At 71.6% G+C, this 16,008-nt stretch carries 12 protein-coding genes and 1 riboswitch; of the genes, 5 read left to right on the forward strand and 7 right to left on the reverse strand.

All coding sequences use genetic code 11. The features are described from left to right. Nucleotides 1-41: 41 nt before the first annotated feature. The 4 genes from FB157_RS25250 to FB157_RS25265 form a co-directional block, all read right to left on the reverse strand. The gene (locus FB157_RS25250) at nucleotides 42-737 is read right to left on the reverse strand and encodes a GntR family transcriptional regulator (RefSeq protein WP_145882924.1); all 696 of its coding nucleotides are present in this window, start codon (nucleotides 735-737) and stop codon (nucleotides 42-44) included. A gap of 198 nt (nucleotides 738-935) precedes the next feature. Beyond that, complete coding sequence (locus tag FB157_RS25255; protein ID WP_145882925.1) at nucleotides 936-1,691, reverse strand: M23 family metallopeptidase; 756 nt, start codon at nucleotides 1,689-1,691, stop codon at nucleotides 936-938. Between the two features lie 12 nt (nucleotides 1,692-1,703). Then, nucleotides 1,704-1,866: riboswitch (cyclic di-AMP (ydaO/yuaA leader) on the reverse strand. Between the two features lie 223 nt (nucleotides 1,867-2,089). Next, nucleotides 2,090-3,478, reverse strand: coding sequence for a pitrilysin family protein (locus FB157_RS25260; RefSeq protein WP_145882926.1), 1,389 nt, complete (start codon nucleotides 3,476-3,478; stop codon nucleotides 2,090-2,092). After that, entirely contained in the window at nucleotides 3,475-4,869 is a 1,395-nt protein-coding gene (locus tag FB157_RS25265) for a pitrilysin family protein (RefSeq protein ID WP_145882927.1), read from the reverse strand. Before FB157_RS25265 ends, FB157_RS25260 begins: the two co-directional genes overlap by 4 nt. 270 nt (nucleotides 4,870-5,139) lie before the next feature. On the opposite strand from FB157_RS25265, the gene FB157_RS25270 reads away from it, so the two are divergent. Further along, nucleotides 5,140-7,599: a DNA topoisomerase (ATP-hydrolyzing) subunit A gene (locus FB157_RS25270; protein WP_145882928.1), complete on the forward strand. Its 2,460-nt coding sequence runs from the start codon at nucleotides 5,140-5,142 to the stop codon at nucleotides 7,597-7,599. Here the strand turns inward: FB157_RS25270 and FB157_RS25275 are convergent. Both FB157_RS25275 and FB157_RS25280 read right to left on the reverse strand, forming a co-directional pair. Beyond that, a complete protein-coding gene (locus FB157_RS25275) occupies nucleotides 7,596-8,660 on the reverse strand; it encodes a GTP-binding protein (protein ID WP_145882929.1) in 1,065 nt (354 codons plus the stop codon). The genes FB157_RS25270 and FB157_RS25275 overlap by 4 nt on opposite strands. 121 nt (nucleotides 8,661-8,781) lie before the next feature. Then, the gene (locus FB157_RS25280) at nucleotides 8,782-9,945 is read right to left on the reverse strand and encodes a citrate synthase/methylcitrate synthase (protein WP_145882930.1); all 1,164 of its coding nucleotides are present in this window, start codon (nucleotides 9,943-9,945) and stop codon (nucleotides 8,782-8,784) included. A 113-nt stretch (nucleotides 9,946-10,058) separates the two neighbouring features. Here FB157_RS25280 and FB157_RS25285 point away from each other — a divergent pair, with 113 nt between their 5' ends. From FB157_RS25285 to FB157_RS25300, 4 genes are all read left to right on the forward strand, one after another. Then, entirely contained in the window at nucleotides 10,059-11,315 is a 1,257-nt protein-coding gene (locus tag FB157_RS25285; RefSeq protein WP_186581675.1) for a citrate synthase, read from the forward strand. Nucleotides 11,316-11,369: 54 nt separating this feature from the next. Beyond that, complete coding sequence (locus FB157_RS25290) at nucleotides 11,370-12,311, forward strand: sucrase ferredoxin (RefSeq protein ID WP_145882932.1); 942 nt, start codon at nucleotides 11,370-11,372, stop codon at nucleotides 12,309-12,311. A gap of 122 nt (nucleotides 12,312-12,433) precedes the next feature. Continuing rightward, a complete protein-coding gene (locus tag FB157_RS25295; protein ID WP_261386521.1) occupies nucleotides 12,434-14,173 on the forward strand; it encodes a sensor histidine kinase in 1,740 nt (579 codons plus the stop codon). Beyond that, a complete protein-coding gene (locus FB157_RS25300) occupies nucleotides 14,170-14,850 on the forward strand; it encodes a response regulator (protein WP_145882933.1) in 681 nt (226 codons plus the stop codon). The genes FB157_RS25295 and FB157_RS25300 overlap by 4 nt, the downstream gene beginning before the upstream one ends. Nucleotides 14,851-14,868: 18 nt before the next feature. Here FB157_RS25300 and FB157_RS25305 read toward each other — a convergent pair whose 3' ends face one another. After that, the gene (locus FB157_RS25305) at nucleotides 14,869-15,930 is read right to left on the reverse strand and encodes an ABC transporter substrate-binding protein (RefSeq protein WP_145882934.1); all 1,062 of its coding nucleotides are present in this window, start codon (nucleotides 15,928-15,930) and stop codon (nucleotides 14,869-14,871) included. Between the last annotated feature and the right edge of the window lie 78 nt (nucleotides 15,931-16,008).

The raw sequence follows: 16,008 nt of genomic DNA on the forward strand, positions 1-16,008 counted from the left end.
ATCCGCCCACCGAATATCCCTCTTTGTATACGGCGCCCGTGTTAATGCCGCAGGCTCGGCATGTTTACGGCATGTTGCGAGTTCCTCACACGTTCGGGACGGTCCCCGCCCGAGGCGAACCGCAGCCGGTGCGCAGCCGTCGCGCGCTCGGTGTGCATCGCCGTGATCGCCCGCGCGCGCTCGCTGTCGCCGCGTGCCACGGCGTCCACGATCGCGCCGTGCTCCGCCCAGCAGTCCACCGGGCTCGGCGGCGCCGGCACCGTGTACATCCAGGCGATCTTGTGCCGCAGCTGGGTCAGCATCGAGGTCAGCGAAGGGCTTGCGGAGGCCTGCGCCAGCGTCTCGTGGAACCAGGCGCCCAGCGAGCGCAGGTCCTCGCTGTTGCCCCGCCTGGCCCGCTCCTGGCCCAGCCGGACCAGGCCCCGCAGCACCTTCAGATGGGCCTCGGTGCGCCGCTGGGCGGCCCGGGAGGCGCCGAGCGGCTCCAGGAGCGTGCGCATCTCCAGCAGGTCGACGGCCTCCTGCTCGGTCGGCTCGGCCACACACGCGCCCGCGTGCCGCCGGGTCACCACGAAGCCCTCCGCCTCCAGGGTGCGCAGGGCCTCACGGACGGGGACGCGCGAGACGCCGTAACGACGGGCGAGGACTTCCTCGGTGAGGCGGCCGCCGCGCTCGTAGACACCCGCGACGATGTCGTCCCGGATCGCCGTGCACACCGAATGCGCCGGAATACGCATGACCGACCTCCGCCTTAATCCCCGTGAAACGCCGACGATGGACGTCCGTTCCGTGACTCTATTGCAATGAGCCGGAATTTCCGACGGCAGGCCGGAATCCATGGATATTTTTTGGACAGCGGGTGCGGCGGACACCGCGAAAAACGGCGAAAGCCCCGGCTCGCGAGCCGGGGCTTCGGGATGTCGTGTGCCGGAGCGTCAGACGTTCACGCCGTGCTGGCGGAGATAGGCGATCGGGTCGACGTCCGAGCCGTACTCGGGGGTCGTACGGGCCTCGAAGTGCAGGTGCGGTCCGGTGACGTTGCCGGTCGCCCCGGACAGACCGATCTGCTGGCCCGAGAGGACCTTCTGGCCCACGACGACGCCGATGGACGACAGGTGGCCGTACTGGGTGTACATGCCGTCGGCCATCCGGATCACGATCTGGTTGCCGTACGCGCCGCCCCAGCCGGTGGAGACGACCGTGCCGGAGCCGACCGCGTGGACGGACGTACCGCTGGCCGCGTGGAAGTCGATGCCGGTGTGGGAACCGGAGGACCACAGGGAGCTGCTGGCCTTGTAGCCGGTGGAGACGTAGGAGTGCGCGATCGGGGCGACGAACGCGTTCAGGCGCTTGCGCTCGGCCTCTCGCGCGGCGCGGGCCTGGGCCTCGCGCTCCTTCTTCGCCTCCTCGGCGGCCACCTTGGCCGCGGCCTCCTCGGCCGCCTTCTGCCGGGCGGCCACCAGCTGGGCCTCGGCCTGCGCGTCGATCTGCTCGGCGACCGTGTCGCTGACGGTGATGACCGGGGTGAGGCCGGTGTCCTCGACCGAGTTGTCCGCGGCGAGCGCCGGGCTGGCCGCCAGGGTGCCGACGACACCGGTGGTGGTGAGGGCCGCGACACCGGCCGCCTGGACGGTGGTGCGCTTGACCCGGCCGGGCTTGCGGTGCTTCCCGGTGGCGTACATGAACGCCATGAAGTGGCTGGTCCTTTCCTTCCCTCTCGCCTACCGGGTTAGCTGACGGGTTCGGAGCAGGAAGGTCTCCTACGGACCCCCTCGCCGGAGCGCGGGCGTCCGATTCACCCCAGGGACTGCGGTGGGTCCCCGGCTCCCCTGGCTCGCGCCGTGGGGGACTCGGCGATGACTGTCCGGTGCCGCGGGCGCGGCGCACTGCCTGACGAACAGCCCGGTCGACGCTATGCGGCCCGACTTTCGATCCCCAAACGGATCCGGGCTTTTGTAGCGCATCCCACAGGCCAGACAGGCAACCTCTGCCGCAATTCGGACATCTGAGGAAGGGCTGTGCACGGCAAAGGGCCCTGACGAACCGTCGGATCGTCAGGGCCCCACGCGCGCGGGGTGCCGTGATGCCGCTACTCGGCCGCCACGACGGTGACTTCGCCGATGCCGAGTGCCTCGACCGGCGCCTTGATCTCGGCCGCGTCACCCACGAGGACGGTCACCAGACGGTCCACCGGGAAGGCGTTGATGACCGCCGCGGTGGCCTCCACGGTGCCGGTGCCGGCGAGCTGTTGATACAGGGTCGCCTGGAAGTCGTCGGGCAGGTACTGCTCGACCTGGTCCGCCAGCGTGCTCGCGACGGCCGCCGCGGTCTCGTACTTCAGCGGCGCCACACCGACCAGGTTCTGCACGGCGACGTCCCGCTCGGCGTCGGTCAGGCCCTCCGCCGCGAGTGTGCGCAGCACCGTCCACAGGTCCTGCAGGGCGGGACCCGTGTTCGGGGTGTCCACGGAGCCGCTGATGGCGAGCATCGCGGCGCCCGAGCCGTCCGGCGCGGAACGCAGGACCTGTCCGAAGGAGCGCACGCCGTAGGTGTAGCCCTTCTCCTCGCGCAGGACGCGGTCCAGGCGGGAGGTGAGGGTGCCGCCGAGGCAGTAGGTACCGAGCACCTGGGCGGGCCACACACGGTCGTGCCGGTCGGCCCCGATCCGGCCGATGAGCAGCTGGGTCTGGACGGCGCCCGGCCGGTCGACGATGACCACCCGGCCGGTGTCGTCGGCGCTCACCGGCGGCACGGGCCGCGGCGTGCCCGGCGTGCCGGTCCAGGCGCCCAGGGTGTCGGCGAGCAGCTCGTCCAGGTCGGTTCCGGTGAGGTCACCGACGACGACCGCGGTGGCCGTGGCGGGCCGCACATGGCGGTCGTAGAAGGCGCGTACGGCCGCCGCGTCGATCTTCTCGACCGTCTCCTCGGTGCCCTGGCGCGGCCGCGACATGCGCGAGGTCGCCGGGAACAGCTCCTTGGAGAGTTCCTTGGCGGCGCGGCGGGCCGGGTTGGCCAGCTCGTGCGGGATCTCGTCCAGGCGGTTGCGGACCAGCCGCTCGACCTCGCTGTCGTCGAAGGCGGGCGCGCGCAGGGCGTCGGCGAGCAGGCCGAGGCCCTTGGCCAGGCGGGAGGCCGGGACCTCCAGGCTGAGGCGGACGCCGGGGTGGTCGGCGTGCGCGTCCAGCGTGGCGCCGGCCCGCTCCAGCTCGGCGGCGAACTCCTCGGCGGAGTGCTTGTCGGTGCCCTCCGAGAAGGCCCGCGCCATGATCGTGGCGACGCCCTCCAGGCCGGGCTTCTCGGCGTCCAGGGGCGCGTCCAGCAGCACCTCGACGGCGACGACCTGCTGGCCGGGGCGGTGGCAGCGCAGCACGGTCAGGCCGTTGTCCAGCGTGCCGCGCTCGGGAGCGGGAAACGCCCACGGCCTGGCCTCGCCCGGCTGCGGCTGGGGGTGGAAGTCCATCGTGGCGAGCTCGGTCACTTGGCCGTCTCCTCGTTGTCGTTGCCGGCCTCTACGGTGGCTTCCTGCTCCGGGTCCTCGGGGACGTCGGCGTCCTGGACGGTCTCCGGGTGCTTCGGCTCGTAGACGAGGACCGCGCGGTTGTCGGGGCGCAGGCAGGCCTTGGCGACCTCCTGGACCTCCTCGGGGGTCACCTCGAGGACGCGCTGGACGGCGGTGAGGGCGAGCTGCGGGTCGCCGAACAGGACGGCGAACCGGCACAGTTCGTCGGCGCGGCCGGCGACCGTGCCGAGCCGGTCCAGCCACTCGCGCTCCAACTGGGCCTGGGCGCGCTCCATCTCCTCGGCCGTGGGGCCCTCCTCGGCGAACCGGGCCAGCTCCTCGTCGATCGCGGACTCGATCACCGGCACCTCGACGTCACCGGAGGTCTTCACGTCCAGCCAGCCGAGCGAGGGCGCGCCGGCCAGGCGCAGCAGGCCGAAGCCGGCCGCGACGGCCGTACGGTCGCGGCGCACGAGCCGGTTGTACAGGCGGGAGGACTCGCCGCCGCCGAGGACGGTCAGGGCGAGGTCGGCCGCGTCCGCCTTGCGGGTGCCGTCCTGCGGGAGCCGGTAGGCGGCCATCAGGGCACGCGCCGGGACCTCCTCCTCGACGACCTCGCGCAGCTGCTCGCCGATGATCTCGGGCAGGGAGCCGTCGCGGGGCTCGGGCTTGCCGTCGTGGGGGGAGATCGACCCGAAGTACTTCTCGATCCAGGCGAGGGTCTGCACGGGGTCGATGTCGCCGACCACGGAGAGCACCGCGTTGTTGGGTGCGTAGTAGGTGCGGAAGAACTGACGCGCGTCCTCCAGGGTGGCCGCGTCCAGGTCCGCCATCGAGCCGATCGGCGTGTGGTGGTAGGGGTGGCCCTCCGGGTAGGCGAGGGCGGTCAGCTTCTCGAACGCGGTGCCGTAGGGCACGTTGTCGTAGCGCTGGCGGCGCTCGTTCTTGACGACGTCCCGCTGGTTCTCCATGGACTCGTCGTCCAGGGCGGTGAGCAGGGAGCCCATGCGGTCGGCCTCCAGCCAGAGGGCGAGCTCCAGCTGGTGGGTGGGCATGGTCTCGAAGTAGTTGGTGCGCTCGAAGCTGGTGGTGCCGTTAAGGGAGCCGCCGGCGCCCTGCACCAGCTCGAAGTGGCCGTTGCCCTTGACCTGCGCCGACCCCTGGAACATCAGGTGCTCGAAAAGGTGAGCCAGGCCGGTGCGTCCCTTGACTTCATGGCGGGAGCCGACGTCGTACCAGAGGCACACCGCCGCCACCGGGGTCAGGTGGTCCTCGGAGAGCACCACGCGCAGACCGTTGGCCAGACGGTGCTCGGTCGCTGTCAGGCCCCCGGAGCCTGCCTCGGCTGTGGTCGTGTGACCCATGGGCATGTACGTCCCTTCGCGAGCGGAGGCGGTCGTCGAAACCGCTGTTTTCCTGCCGGTCCTGCCACTGTATGCAAAGCGTGCGAGGCCTCGGCGAAGTTCCCGCCGGACGTACGCCCACAGCGGATCGCGTAGCCTGCGTCAGGCGTGCCGTGGGACGGCTTTCCGGCACCGGGCAGAACCGCAGGTACCGGGTCGTGGCCCGGGTTGTCGGTGCCCCGGTCCACAATGGTCCGCGTCAGATCCGTCAAACGCTTCAGCAAGGAGCCAGGCAGGATGGCCCGCCGCAGCACGAAGACCCCGCCGCCCGACGACTCGTACGAGGAGAAGATCCTCGACATCGACGTCGTGGACGAGATGCGTGGCTCCTACCTTGAGTACGCGTACTCGGTCATCTACTCGCGCGCCCTGCCGGACGCCCGTGACGGCCTCAAGCCGGTGCACCGCCGGATCGTCTACCAGATGAACGAGATGGGCCTGCGCCGCGACCGCGGCTACGTGAAGTGCGCCCGGGTCGTCGGCGAGGTCATGGGCAAGCTGCACCCGCACGGCGACGCGTCGATCTACGACGCCCTGGTGCGCATGGCCCAGCCGTTCTCGATGCGCCTCCCGCTGGTCGACGGCCACGGCAACTTCGGCTCGCTGGGCAACGACGACCCGCCGGCCGCCATGCGGTACACCGAGTGCCGGATGGCCGAGGCGACGAGCCTGATGACCGAGTCCATCGACGAGGACACGGTCGACTTCACACCCAACTACGACGGCCAGGAACAGGAGCCGGTGGCGCTGCCCGCCGCCTTCCCGAACCTGCTGGTCAACGGCTCCTCGGGCATCGCGGTCGGCATGGCGACGAACATGCCGCCGCACAACCTGCGCGAGGTCATCGCGGCCGCCCGCCACCTGATCAGGCACCCGAACGCGGACCTGGACGCGCTGATGCGGCACGTCCCGGGCCCCGACCTGCCCACCGGCGGCCGGATCGTCGGCCTGGACGGCGTCCGGGACGCGTACGCGACGGGCCGCGGCACCTTCAAGATCCGCGCGACGGTCTCGATCGAGACCGTGACCGCCCGCCGCAAGGGCCTGATCGTCACCGAACTGCCCTTCACGGTCGGTCCGGAGAAGGTGATCGCCAAGATCAAGGACCTGGTCAACTCGAAGAAGGTCCAGGGCATCGCCGACGTCAAGGACCTCACCGACCGCGAGCACGGCCTGCGTCTGGTCATCGAGATCAAGAACGGCTTCGTGCCGGAGGCGATCCTGGAGCAGCTGTACAAGCTGACCCCGATGGAGGAGTCCTTCGGCATCAACAACGTGGCCCTGGTGGACGGTCAGCCGCTCACCCTGGGCCTGAAGGAGCTGCTGGAGGTCTACCTCGACCACCGCTTCGACGTCGTGCGGCGCCGCAGCGAGTTCCGCCGCAGCAAGCGCCGTGACCGTCTGCACCTGGTCGAGGGTCTGCTGACCGCCCTGGTCGACATCGACGAGGTCATCCGGCTGATCCGGTCCAGCGACAACTCCGCGCAGGCCAAGGAACGCCTGATGGAGCGGTTCTCGCTGAGCGAGGTCCAGACGCAGTACATCCTCGACACGCCGCTGCGCCGGCTCACCAGGTACGACCGCATCGAGCTGGAGGCGGAGAAGGAGAAGCTCACCGCGGAGATCGCGGAGCTGACCCGGATCCTGGATTCGGACGCGGAGCTGCGCAAGCTGGTCTCGGCCGAACTGGCCTCCGTGGCCAAGCAGTTCGGCACCGACCGGCGCACGGTCCTGCTGGAGTCGGCCGGCACCCCGGTGGCCACCGTCCCGCTCCAGGTCGCCGACGACCCGTGCCGGGTGCTGCTGTCCTCCACGGGCCTGCTGGCCCGTACGGCGGACAACGAGCCGTTCACGGAGGACGCCGACGCCAGGCGCGCCAAGCACGATGTGATCGTCTCGGCGGTCCCGGCGACCGCGCGCGGCGAGATCGGCGCGGTGACCTCGGCGGGCCGTCTGCTGCGGATCAACGTGGTCGACCTGCCCCAGCTGCCCGCGACGGCGACCACGCCGAACCTCGCCGGAGGGGCGCCGCTGGCCGAGTTCGTCTCCCTGGAGGACGACGAGACGGTGGTCTGCCTGATCACGCTGGACGAGTCGTCCCCGGGTCTGGCGCTCGGCACCGAGCAGGGTGTAGTCAAGCGCGTGGTGCCCGACTACCCGTCCAACAAGGACGAGTTGGAGGTCATCACGCTCAAGGAGGGCGACCGGATCGTCGGCGCGGTGGAGCTGCGCACCGGCGAGGAGGACCTGGTGTTCATCACGGACGACGCGCAGCTGCTGCGTTTCCAGGCATCCATCGTCCGCCCGCAGGGCCGCCCGGCCGGCGGTATGGCGGGCATCAAGCTCACCGAGGGCGCGAAGGTCATCTCGTTCACGGCGGTCGACCCGGCCGCCGACGCGGTGGTCTTCACGGTGGCGGGCTCGCGCGGCACGCTGGACGACTCCGTGCAGACGACGGCCAAGCTGACCCCGTTCGACCAGTACCCGCGCAAGGGCCGGGCCACCGGCGGCGTGCGCTGCCAGCGGTTCCTGAAGGGCGAGGACTGCCTGTCGCTGGCCTGGGCGGGTCCCGTCCCGGCCCGGGCGGCGCAGAAGAACGGCACCCCGGCGGAACTGCCGGAGCCGGACCCGCGCCGGGACGGCTCGGGCACGTCGCTGGCGAAGACGGTCTCGGTGGTCGCGGGACCGGTGTTCTAGCCCTCGTACGCCACCGCGTCGGGCTCCTCCGCGGAGCCCGGTACGTACCGCAGGACGCCCCACATGCCGTGCTCGTCGGCGTGTGGGGCGTCGTTCCTGCACCCCTCCAGGTCCTTGCCGAGGGTGTCCGCCTCGATGCCGGAGCCGATCAGCACGAGCTGGGTGCCGCGGGCGTCGGCGGGCGGCCACGGTTCGGGGTAGAAGCGCAGGAACGGGCCGACGGCATGGACGGCGTACCGGTTGACCGTGTCGTACGGCCCGAAGTCCACGTACCCCTTGATCCGGTACAGCCCCTGCGGACGGCTGTCCAGGAACCGCATCAGCCGACGGGGCTCCATCGGCACGTCGGAGGTGAAGGACAGGCTGTCGTAGCCGGTGTGCAGGTGACCGCGGTGGTCGTCGTCGCCGTGCTCGTGCAGGTCGTCGAAGGACAGCTGCCCGATGCGCTCCTCGCTCGGGCGGCAGTCGAAGAGGAATTCCGGGTCGATGCGGCCGTAGGTGGCGGGGACGACGGCGGCCCGCTCGGCCAGCGAGCGGACCGGACGCAGGACGCGGTCGGCGTCCGGCACCCGGTCGAGCTTGTTGACCACGACGAGGTCGGCGAGGGCGAGGTGCCGGTCGATCTCGGGGTGCCGGGCCCGGGTGCCGTCGAACTCGGCGGCGTCGACGACTTCGACCAGACCGCCGTAGACGATGCCGGGATGCTCGCTGGCGAGCACCATCCGCACGAGTTCCTGCGGCTCGGCGAGGCCACTGGCCTCGATGACGATGACGTCGATGCCGGCGTCGGGCGCGGCGAGCCGCTCCAGGTAGACGTCGAGCTCGCTCGCGTCGACCGCGCAGCACAGGCAGCCGTTGCCGAGCGAGACGGTCGAGTCGCCGAGGGCGCCGGCGACGGCCATGGCATCGATCTCGATGGCACCGAAGTCGTTGACGATCGCCCCGATGCGGCTGCCTCCGCTGCGGTGCAGCAGGTGGTTGAGGAGCGTCGTCTTCCCCGAGCCGAGGAATCCGGCGAGCACGACGACGGGGATCTGCTGCGGGGTGCGGCTGTTGCCCAACGGGCGCCCTCTCTCACGTGGACCGACTGCCGGACCAGGATAAGAGCGGGGCGCCCCGGGGCGGGGCGCCGCCGGGGCCCGCGTGCGTGCCGGGCCGGGCGGCGACGGCCTGCGGGGTCCCTCAGGGCTGTGCCGGCACCGCGACCGGCGGCTCCGGGCCCACGTACCTCGCGATCGGCCGGATGATCTTCGAGTCCTCCGCCTGTTCCAGGATGTTGGCGCTCCAGCCGACCACGCGGGCCGCCGCGAAGGTGGGGGTGAACATCTCCCGGGGCAGGCCGCACAGCTCCATGACCACGCCCGCGTAGAACTCCACGTTCGTGTGCAGTTCGCGGCCGGGCTTCAGCTCGGCGAGGATCGCCTCGACCTGCCGCTCGACCTCGACGGCGAAGGCGACGCGTTCGCCTCCGAAGCCCTGGGCGATCTCGCGCAGCATCCGCGAACGGGGGTCCTCCGTGCGGTAGATGGCATGTCCGAAGCCCATGATGCGGTCGCCGGCGAGCACCCGCTCCCGGATCCAGGAGTCGATCCGGTCGGGCGTGCCGATCGCGTCCAGCGTGTCGAGGGCGCGGCTGGGCGCTCCGCCGTGCAGCGGCCCGGACAGTGCGCCCACGGCCCCGACCAGGCAGGCCGCCACGTCGGCGCCCGTGGACGCGATGACCCGCGCGGTAAAGGTTGATGCATTGAATCCGTGATCAATGGTTGAGATCAGGTACTGCTCGACGGCACGGGCCCGCCGCGGGTCCGGTTCCTCACCCGTGAGCATGTAGAGGTAGTTGGCCGCGTACGACAGGTCCTCGCGCGGCTCGACCGCGTCGAGGCCCTGCCCCAGCCGGTGGAGCGCGGTCAGCAGGGTCGGTACGGCCGCGCAGACGGCGACGGTGTCCGCGCGGCGCCGGCCGGCGCCGATGTCGTACACCGGCCGGAACCCCCGCGCCGCGCCCAGCAGCGACAGCGCGGTGCGCAGCCCGGCCAGCGGTCCGGAGATGCGGCTCGCCGCCGCTATGGCGGGCAGGGCCGCGCGGACCTCCTCGGGCAGCCGGCGCAGTCTCGCCGTCTCGGCGGTGAAGGCGGCGCGGTGCTCCGTGTCCGGGAGCGCACCGTGGACGAGGAGGTGCCAGACGTCTTCGAAGCCACGGGTCCGCGCGAGTTCGACGGCCGAGTACTGGCGGTAGTGGTAGAAGCCCTCGAGCCCCCGTACGTCTCCGATCTCGGTGTCGGTGACGACGACTCCCGCGAGACCGCGCGGTACGTCGACACGGGGTGCGGTCCTGTTGATGGACATGATGTTCCTCCCTGGACTTGATCCGACTGTCCATGCTTGACGCATTTCCTGTCAACGTTGATCGAATCAATGTTTTGCTATCAAGGTGTGCAGAGGCGACTACGGTGACTCCCATGCGCCATCACGAACCCGCTCCCGATCGTCCGGGGCGAAGGCTGACCACCAGGGAGACCGCCGAACTGCTCGGCGTGAAACCGGAGACGGTGTACGCCTACGTGAGCCGCGGCCTGCTCAGCAGCGCCCGCGAGCCGGGCGGCCGGGCCAGCACCTTCGAGGCGCGCGAAGTCGAGGCCCTGGCACGCCGCAACCGCCGGGAAGCGGCGGGGAGTCCGGGCTCCGGCGGGGATCTGTCCGTCCGTACCCGGCTCACGTTCATCGACAAGGACCGGTACTACTTCCGTGGCGTCGACGCCACGGAACTGGCCGTCCGCCACTCCTACGAGGAGGTCGCGGAGTGGCTGTGGACGGGCCGGATGACCCGGGGCGTCACCTTCACCGCGCCCGAGGAGACCGTCGAGGTCGCCCGGCACGCCGTGCGCGCCCTGCCCGAGCACACCTCCCCCACCGACCGGCTGCGGGTGGCGGCGATCGCCGCGGCGGCCGAGGACCCGCTGCGCTTCGACCTGTCCGAGCGGGCCGTGCTGAGCACGGCACGCACCCTCATCCCCACGCTCGTCGCCGCGCTGCCGCCGGTCCTGCACACGCCCGAGGACGACGGCCCGCTGGCCCACCGGCTGTGGTGCCGGCTGACCGGACGCCCCGCCGACGAGGCGGCACTGCGCGTCCTGGACACCGCCCTCGCCCTGCTCGTCGACCACGACCTGGCCGCCTCGACGCTCGCCGTCCGGGTCGCCGCCTCGGCCCGCGCACACGCCTACGCGGCCGTCTCGGCCGGACTCGGCGTCCTGGAGGGCCCGTTGCACGGCGCCGCCAGCGGCCTGGCCCACCGGATGCTGCTCGACGTCCTCGACCAGGGCACCGCGGTCCCGGTGATCGCGGACGAACTGCGCGCGGGACGCCGTGTCCCCGGGCTCGGCCACCGGCTCTACCCCGGTGAAGACCCGCGCGCGCGGGTCCTGTTCGGCTTCCTGGAGCAGCTTCCGCGAGCAGAACCCGCCCTGCTCGCGGCCCGCGACATCGTCGCCACGACCGCCCGTCACACCCCGCTGCACGCCAACGTCGATCTGGCCCTCGCCGTGTTCACCGCCTCCTGCGGCATGCCCGCCACGGCCGGCGAGACCATCTTCGCGGTGGCCCGGACCGCGGGCTGGATCGCCCATGCCCTGGAGGAGTACGGCGAGCGTCCGCTGCGCATGCGCCCCAGCGGTCACTACGTCGGTCCGCGTCCTCCGCAGCCCCTCCCGGAGTAGCGCACGGACACGGCCGGAAGTCGCCCCGGGCAAAGTCAGGTTAGGCTCACCTCTGTGAGTAGGTGTGCGACCGTCTCCCGGAGCCTGGACGAGCCCGTTTCCGGCACGGCTGCCACGGCGACGACGTGGCTGCTGCTGGAACAGCCCGGCCCATGGGGCGTCAAGGCGCTCACTTCGAGCCACCTCGACGCCGCACTGGGCCGTGCTCTGGAAGCCGCCGCCGAGGGAACCGGCGTCCGCGTCGCGCTCATCCGCCGTCCCGGCCGCCACGCCGACTGCGGCACGCAGGCGCTTCGGCAGGTGTACGTGGCCCACACCGTCCCCGGGAACGTCTGGCTGCACAGCGCCACCACCCGCGATCCGTACCGGCTGCTCGGCCTCGACTTCGCCGCTCTCGGCGCGGGCGACCACCGTTCCTTCGGCACGGCACTGGGCGGCCGGCCGCACACCGGCGACCCGCTCGCGCTCGTGTGCACCAACGGCAGGCGCGACCGCTGCTGCGCCCTCCTGGGACGCCCCCTCGCCGCCGAACTGGGCTCGTCCGGTGTACGTGGCGTCTGGGAGGTCACCCATCTGGGTGGTCATCGCTTCTCCCCCACCGTTCTCGTCCTGCCGTACGGCTACGCGTACGGACGCGCGGAGGCGCACACCATCAAGGAGGCCCTGCACGGGGTCCAGGAGGGCCGCGTGGTGGTCGAGGGGTGCCGCGGGTGCTCCGCCTGGGACCGGCCCGGCCAGGCGGCCGAGCTGGCCGTGCGCTCGGCGGCGGGCGAGTACGCGGCGGGCGCGCTGAGCGTCGTACGGACCGAGGGCAGGGCACCGCACTGGGAGGTGGTGGTCGCCCACACCGACGGCCGCCACTGGCTCGTCACCGTGGCCCAGGGCGCGTCCCTGCCGCCGCGTCCGGAGAGCTGCGGCGCGACGGTGCTCGGGACGCCGGCGCGGATGGACGTGGTGGCCGTGCGCGAGTTGCGGACGACGGCGCTGGCGAGCTGATCCGGACCACTCCCCCGGCCGCGCCTTCGAGAACCCCCGCACCCGCTTCTTCAAGAAATGGTCAAGAGATCCACGCCACACCCGCTACGGGGACCGACGTCTGCCCACGTACCGTCGTGGGCATGAGCCCCACTCCCCCCGCGCGCCGCCTGCGCCTCGGTCTGCCGCGGCGGGTCTTCTCGCAGGTGCTGCTGATGCAGGTGGCGATCGCCGCGGGGGTCGCGGTGCTCGCGACCGGGCTCTTCCTGGCTCCGCTGAGCAAGCAGCTGGACCAGGAGGCGATGCGCCGCGCGCTGGCCATCGCCCAGACCACGGCGCAGGACCCGCAGATCGGCGAGGGCGTCCAGCACACCCCGCCGACCAGGAACGGCCCGGTGCAGAAGGAGGCCGAGCGGATCCGGCACGCCACGGACGCCGAGTACATCGTGGTGCTGGACCCGCGAGGGATCCGCTGGTCGCACCCGACCCCGGGCGAGATCGGCCGTCCGGTCTCCACCGACCCGCGCGAGGCCCTGGCCGGCAAGGAGGTCATGGAGATCGACAGGGGCACCCTGGGCCGTTCGGCCCGCGGCAAGGTCCCCCTGTACGACGCCGACCACCGCATCATCGGGGCGGTCTCGGTCGGTATCGCGTACGACAGCGTGCGCGCCCGGCTGATCAGCGCGATCCCGGGGCTGTTCGCCTACGCCGGCGGCGCTCTCGCGGTGGGCGCGCTGGCCGCCTGGCTGATCTCCCGTCGGGTGCAGCGGCAGACCCGGGACCTTGCCTTCTCCGACATCTCGGCGCTGCTCGCCGAGCGCGAGGCGATGCTGCACGGCATCCGCGAGGGCGTGGTCGCCCTCGACCGCGGCGGCCGCATCCGGCTGCTCAACGACGAGGCGAGGCGGCTGCTGGGCATGGGCGACGAGGCCGTCGGCAAGTCCCTTGACGAGGCTTTGGGCGAGGGCCGTACGGCGGACGTCCTGGCCGGGCGGGTGACCGGCACCGACCTGCTGACCGTGCGCGGCCAGCGCGTCCTGGTCGCCAACCGCATGCCCACGGACGACGGCGGCGCCGTCGCCACCCTGCGCGACCGCACCGAACTGGAACAGCTGGGCCGCGAACTCGACTCCACGCGCGGCCTGATCGACGCCCTGCGCGCCCAGGACCACGAGCACGCCAACCGCATGCACACCCTGCTCGGGCTGCTGGAGCTGGAGATGTACGACGACGCCGTGGAGTTCGTCGGCGAGGTCGTCGGGGACCACCGGGTCACCGCCGAGCAGGTCACCGAGAAGATCCAGGACCCACTGCTCGCCGCCCTGCTGGTCGGCAAGGCGACCGTGGCTGCCGAACGGGGGGTCGCCCTGTGGGTGTCGGAGCGCACCCGGCTCCCGGACCGGCTGATCGACCCCCGGGGGCTGGTCACGGTCGTGGGCAACCTCGTGGACAACGCGCTCGACGCGGTCGCGGGCACTCCGCACGCGCGCGTGGAGGTCGAGTTGCGCACCGAGGGCCGTACGGTCGTCCTCCGCGTGCAGGACACCGGGCCCGGGATCCCGGCGGACCAACGGGAGTTGATCTTCACGGCGGGGTGGTCCACCAAGAAGCCCCCCGCGCACGGCAAGCGGGGCCTCGGGCTCTCGCTGGTGCGCCGGCTCGCCGAACGGCAGGGCGGGAGCGCGGCGGTGGGCGCGGCGGACGGCGGAGGTGCGGAGTTCACGGTCGTCCTGCCCGAGGCACTGACCGAGCCGGAACTGGAACCGGTCCTCACGGGGTCCGGGGAGCCGGCCTTCACGGGGTCCGGACAGCCGGTCCTCCCTGGGTCCGGGGAGCCGGCCACCGGCGATGTACCGACCGGTGCCGAGGAAGAGGCGCGATGATCGAGGTCCTGGTCGTGGACGACGACGTGCGGGTCGCTCGGGTCAACGCCGCCTATGTCGAGAAGGTGCCCGGCTTCCATGTGGCCGGTGAGGCGCACAACGCGGCCGAGGCACTGCGCCACCTGGACACGCTCCCGCGGCTCGACCTGGTCCTCATGGACCACTACCTGCCCGACGACACCGGCCTCGCGGTCGTCCAGGAGATGCGCCGGCGCGGCCACCAGACCGACGTGATCATGGTGACGGCCGCCCGGGACGTGTCGACCGTCCAGGCGGCCATGCGGCACGGCGCCCTGCAGTACCTGGTGAAGCCGTTCGCCTTCGCCGGGCTGCGGGCCAAGCTGGAGGCCTACGCCCAGCTGCGCCGCACGCTGGACGGCGGCGGCGAGGCCGAACAGGCCGAGGTGGACCGCATCTTCGGTGCCCTGTCGGCGCCGTCGGAGCCGGGGCTGCCCAAGGGGCACTCCCCCACCACGGCCGAGCTGGTGCGCCAGGCCCTGATGAGCGCCGAGGGGCCGCTGTCCGCCCAGGAGATCGCCGAGCGGACCGGGGTGAGCCGCCAGACCGCCCAGCGCTACCTCAAGCTCCTGGAGCGCACGGGACGGGCCGGGCTGACTCTCAAATACGGCGACGCGGGCCGCCCGGAACACCGTTACGTGTGGGCGACCCGCGCCTGAGCGGGCGTCAGCGAGCCGTCACTCGGCGGCCTTCTCGACGAACTCGGTCGTGAACGTCTTGCTCAGGTCCACCTTGGCGTTCTGGATGGTGGGGTTGAACGACTTGAGGACCTTCTCGACGGTCTCGGGACCGTTCGCGGGCATCACGCCGTCCTTGGTGAACATCGGCAGCGTGCTCTTGATCGCCTGGGCGTAGAGCGCCTTGTCGCCCTGGGAGTAGTCGGCGGGCATCTTGGCCGCGATCTCGTCCGCACTGTGGGTGGACATCCACTTGAGCGTCTTGACGAATGCATTGGCCAACTTCTGGACGGTGTCCTTGTGGCTGTTGACCCAGTCCGTCTGCATGTACAGGCTCGACGACGGGTACGGCCCGCCCAGCGCCTCCTGCGAGCCCTCGGGGGTACGCATGTCGAGGAGGACCTTGCCGGCCTTCTTGTCCAGGATGGTGGCGACGGTCGGGTCGGTGGTCATGCCGCCGTCGATCGCGCCCTGCTGCAGCGCCGAGATGAAGGTCGGGCCGGCACCGACGGCGACCGGGGTGAACTCGCTGACCTTCACGCCGTTCTTGACGGCGAGGTACTTGGTGAGGAAGTCGGTCGAGGAACCGAGACCGGTGACACCGAGCTTCTTCCCCTTGAAGTCCTTGGGCGACGTGATGTCGCCCGCCGCCTTGCCGGAGACGACCTCCACCTCGCCGGGCGCGTGTGAGAACTGCACCACCGACTCCACGGACTTGCCCTTCACCTGGAGGTCGAGGGTGTGGTCGTAGAAGCCGACCGCCCCCTGCACCTGCCCGGAGACGAGCGCGGTCTCGGCCTGGACACCGGCGGGCTCGCTCAGCAGCTCCACGTCGAGGCCCTCGGCGTCGAAGTAGCCGAGCCGCTGGGTGAGCATCGCGGGCAGGTAGATGACCTTGTCGAGGCCGCCGACCATGATCTTGACCTTCGTGCCCTTGCCGTCGCCCTTGCTGCCGGAGCCGGCCGAGGCGGTGCTCGCCGCGTCATTGGCACAGGCGGTGAGGGAGGAGAGGGCGAGCAGACCGGCGGCGGCCAGGGTGGTGTATCTGGCGGACTTGCGCATGGCGGTTCACGTCCTTGTGAGAGGGCGGTGCGGGGAAAGGGGGGTGGCTCGCGGAAGCGTTCGGAAGGGGGGGGTGGC

Source organism: Streptomyces sp. BK340 (assembly GCF_007827595.1).
In the GTDB taxonomy this organism is placed as follows: Bacteria; Actinomycetota; Actinomycetes; order Streptomycetales; family Streptomycetaceae; genus Streptomyces.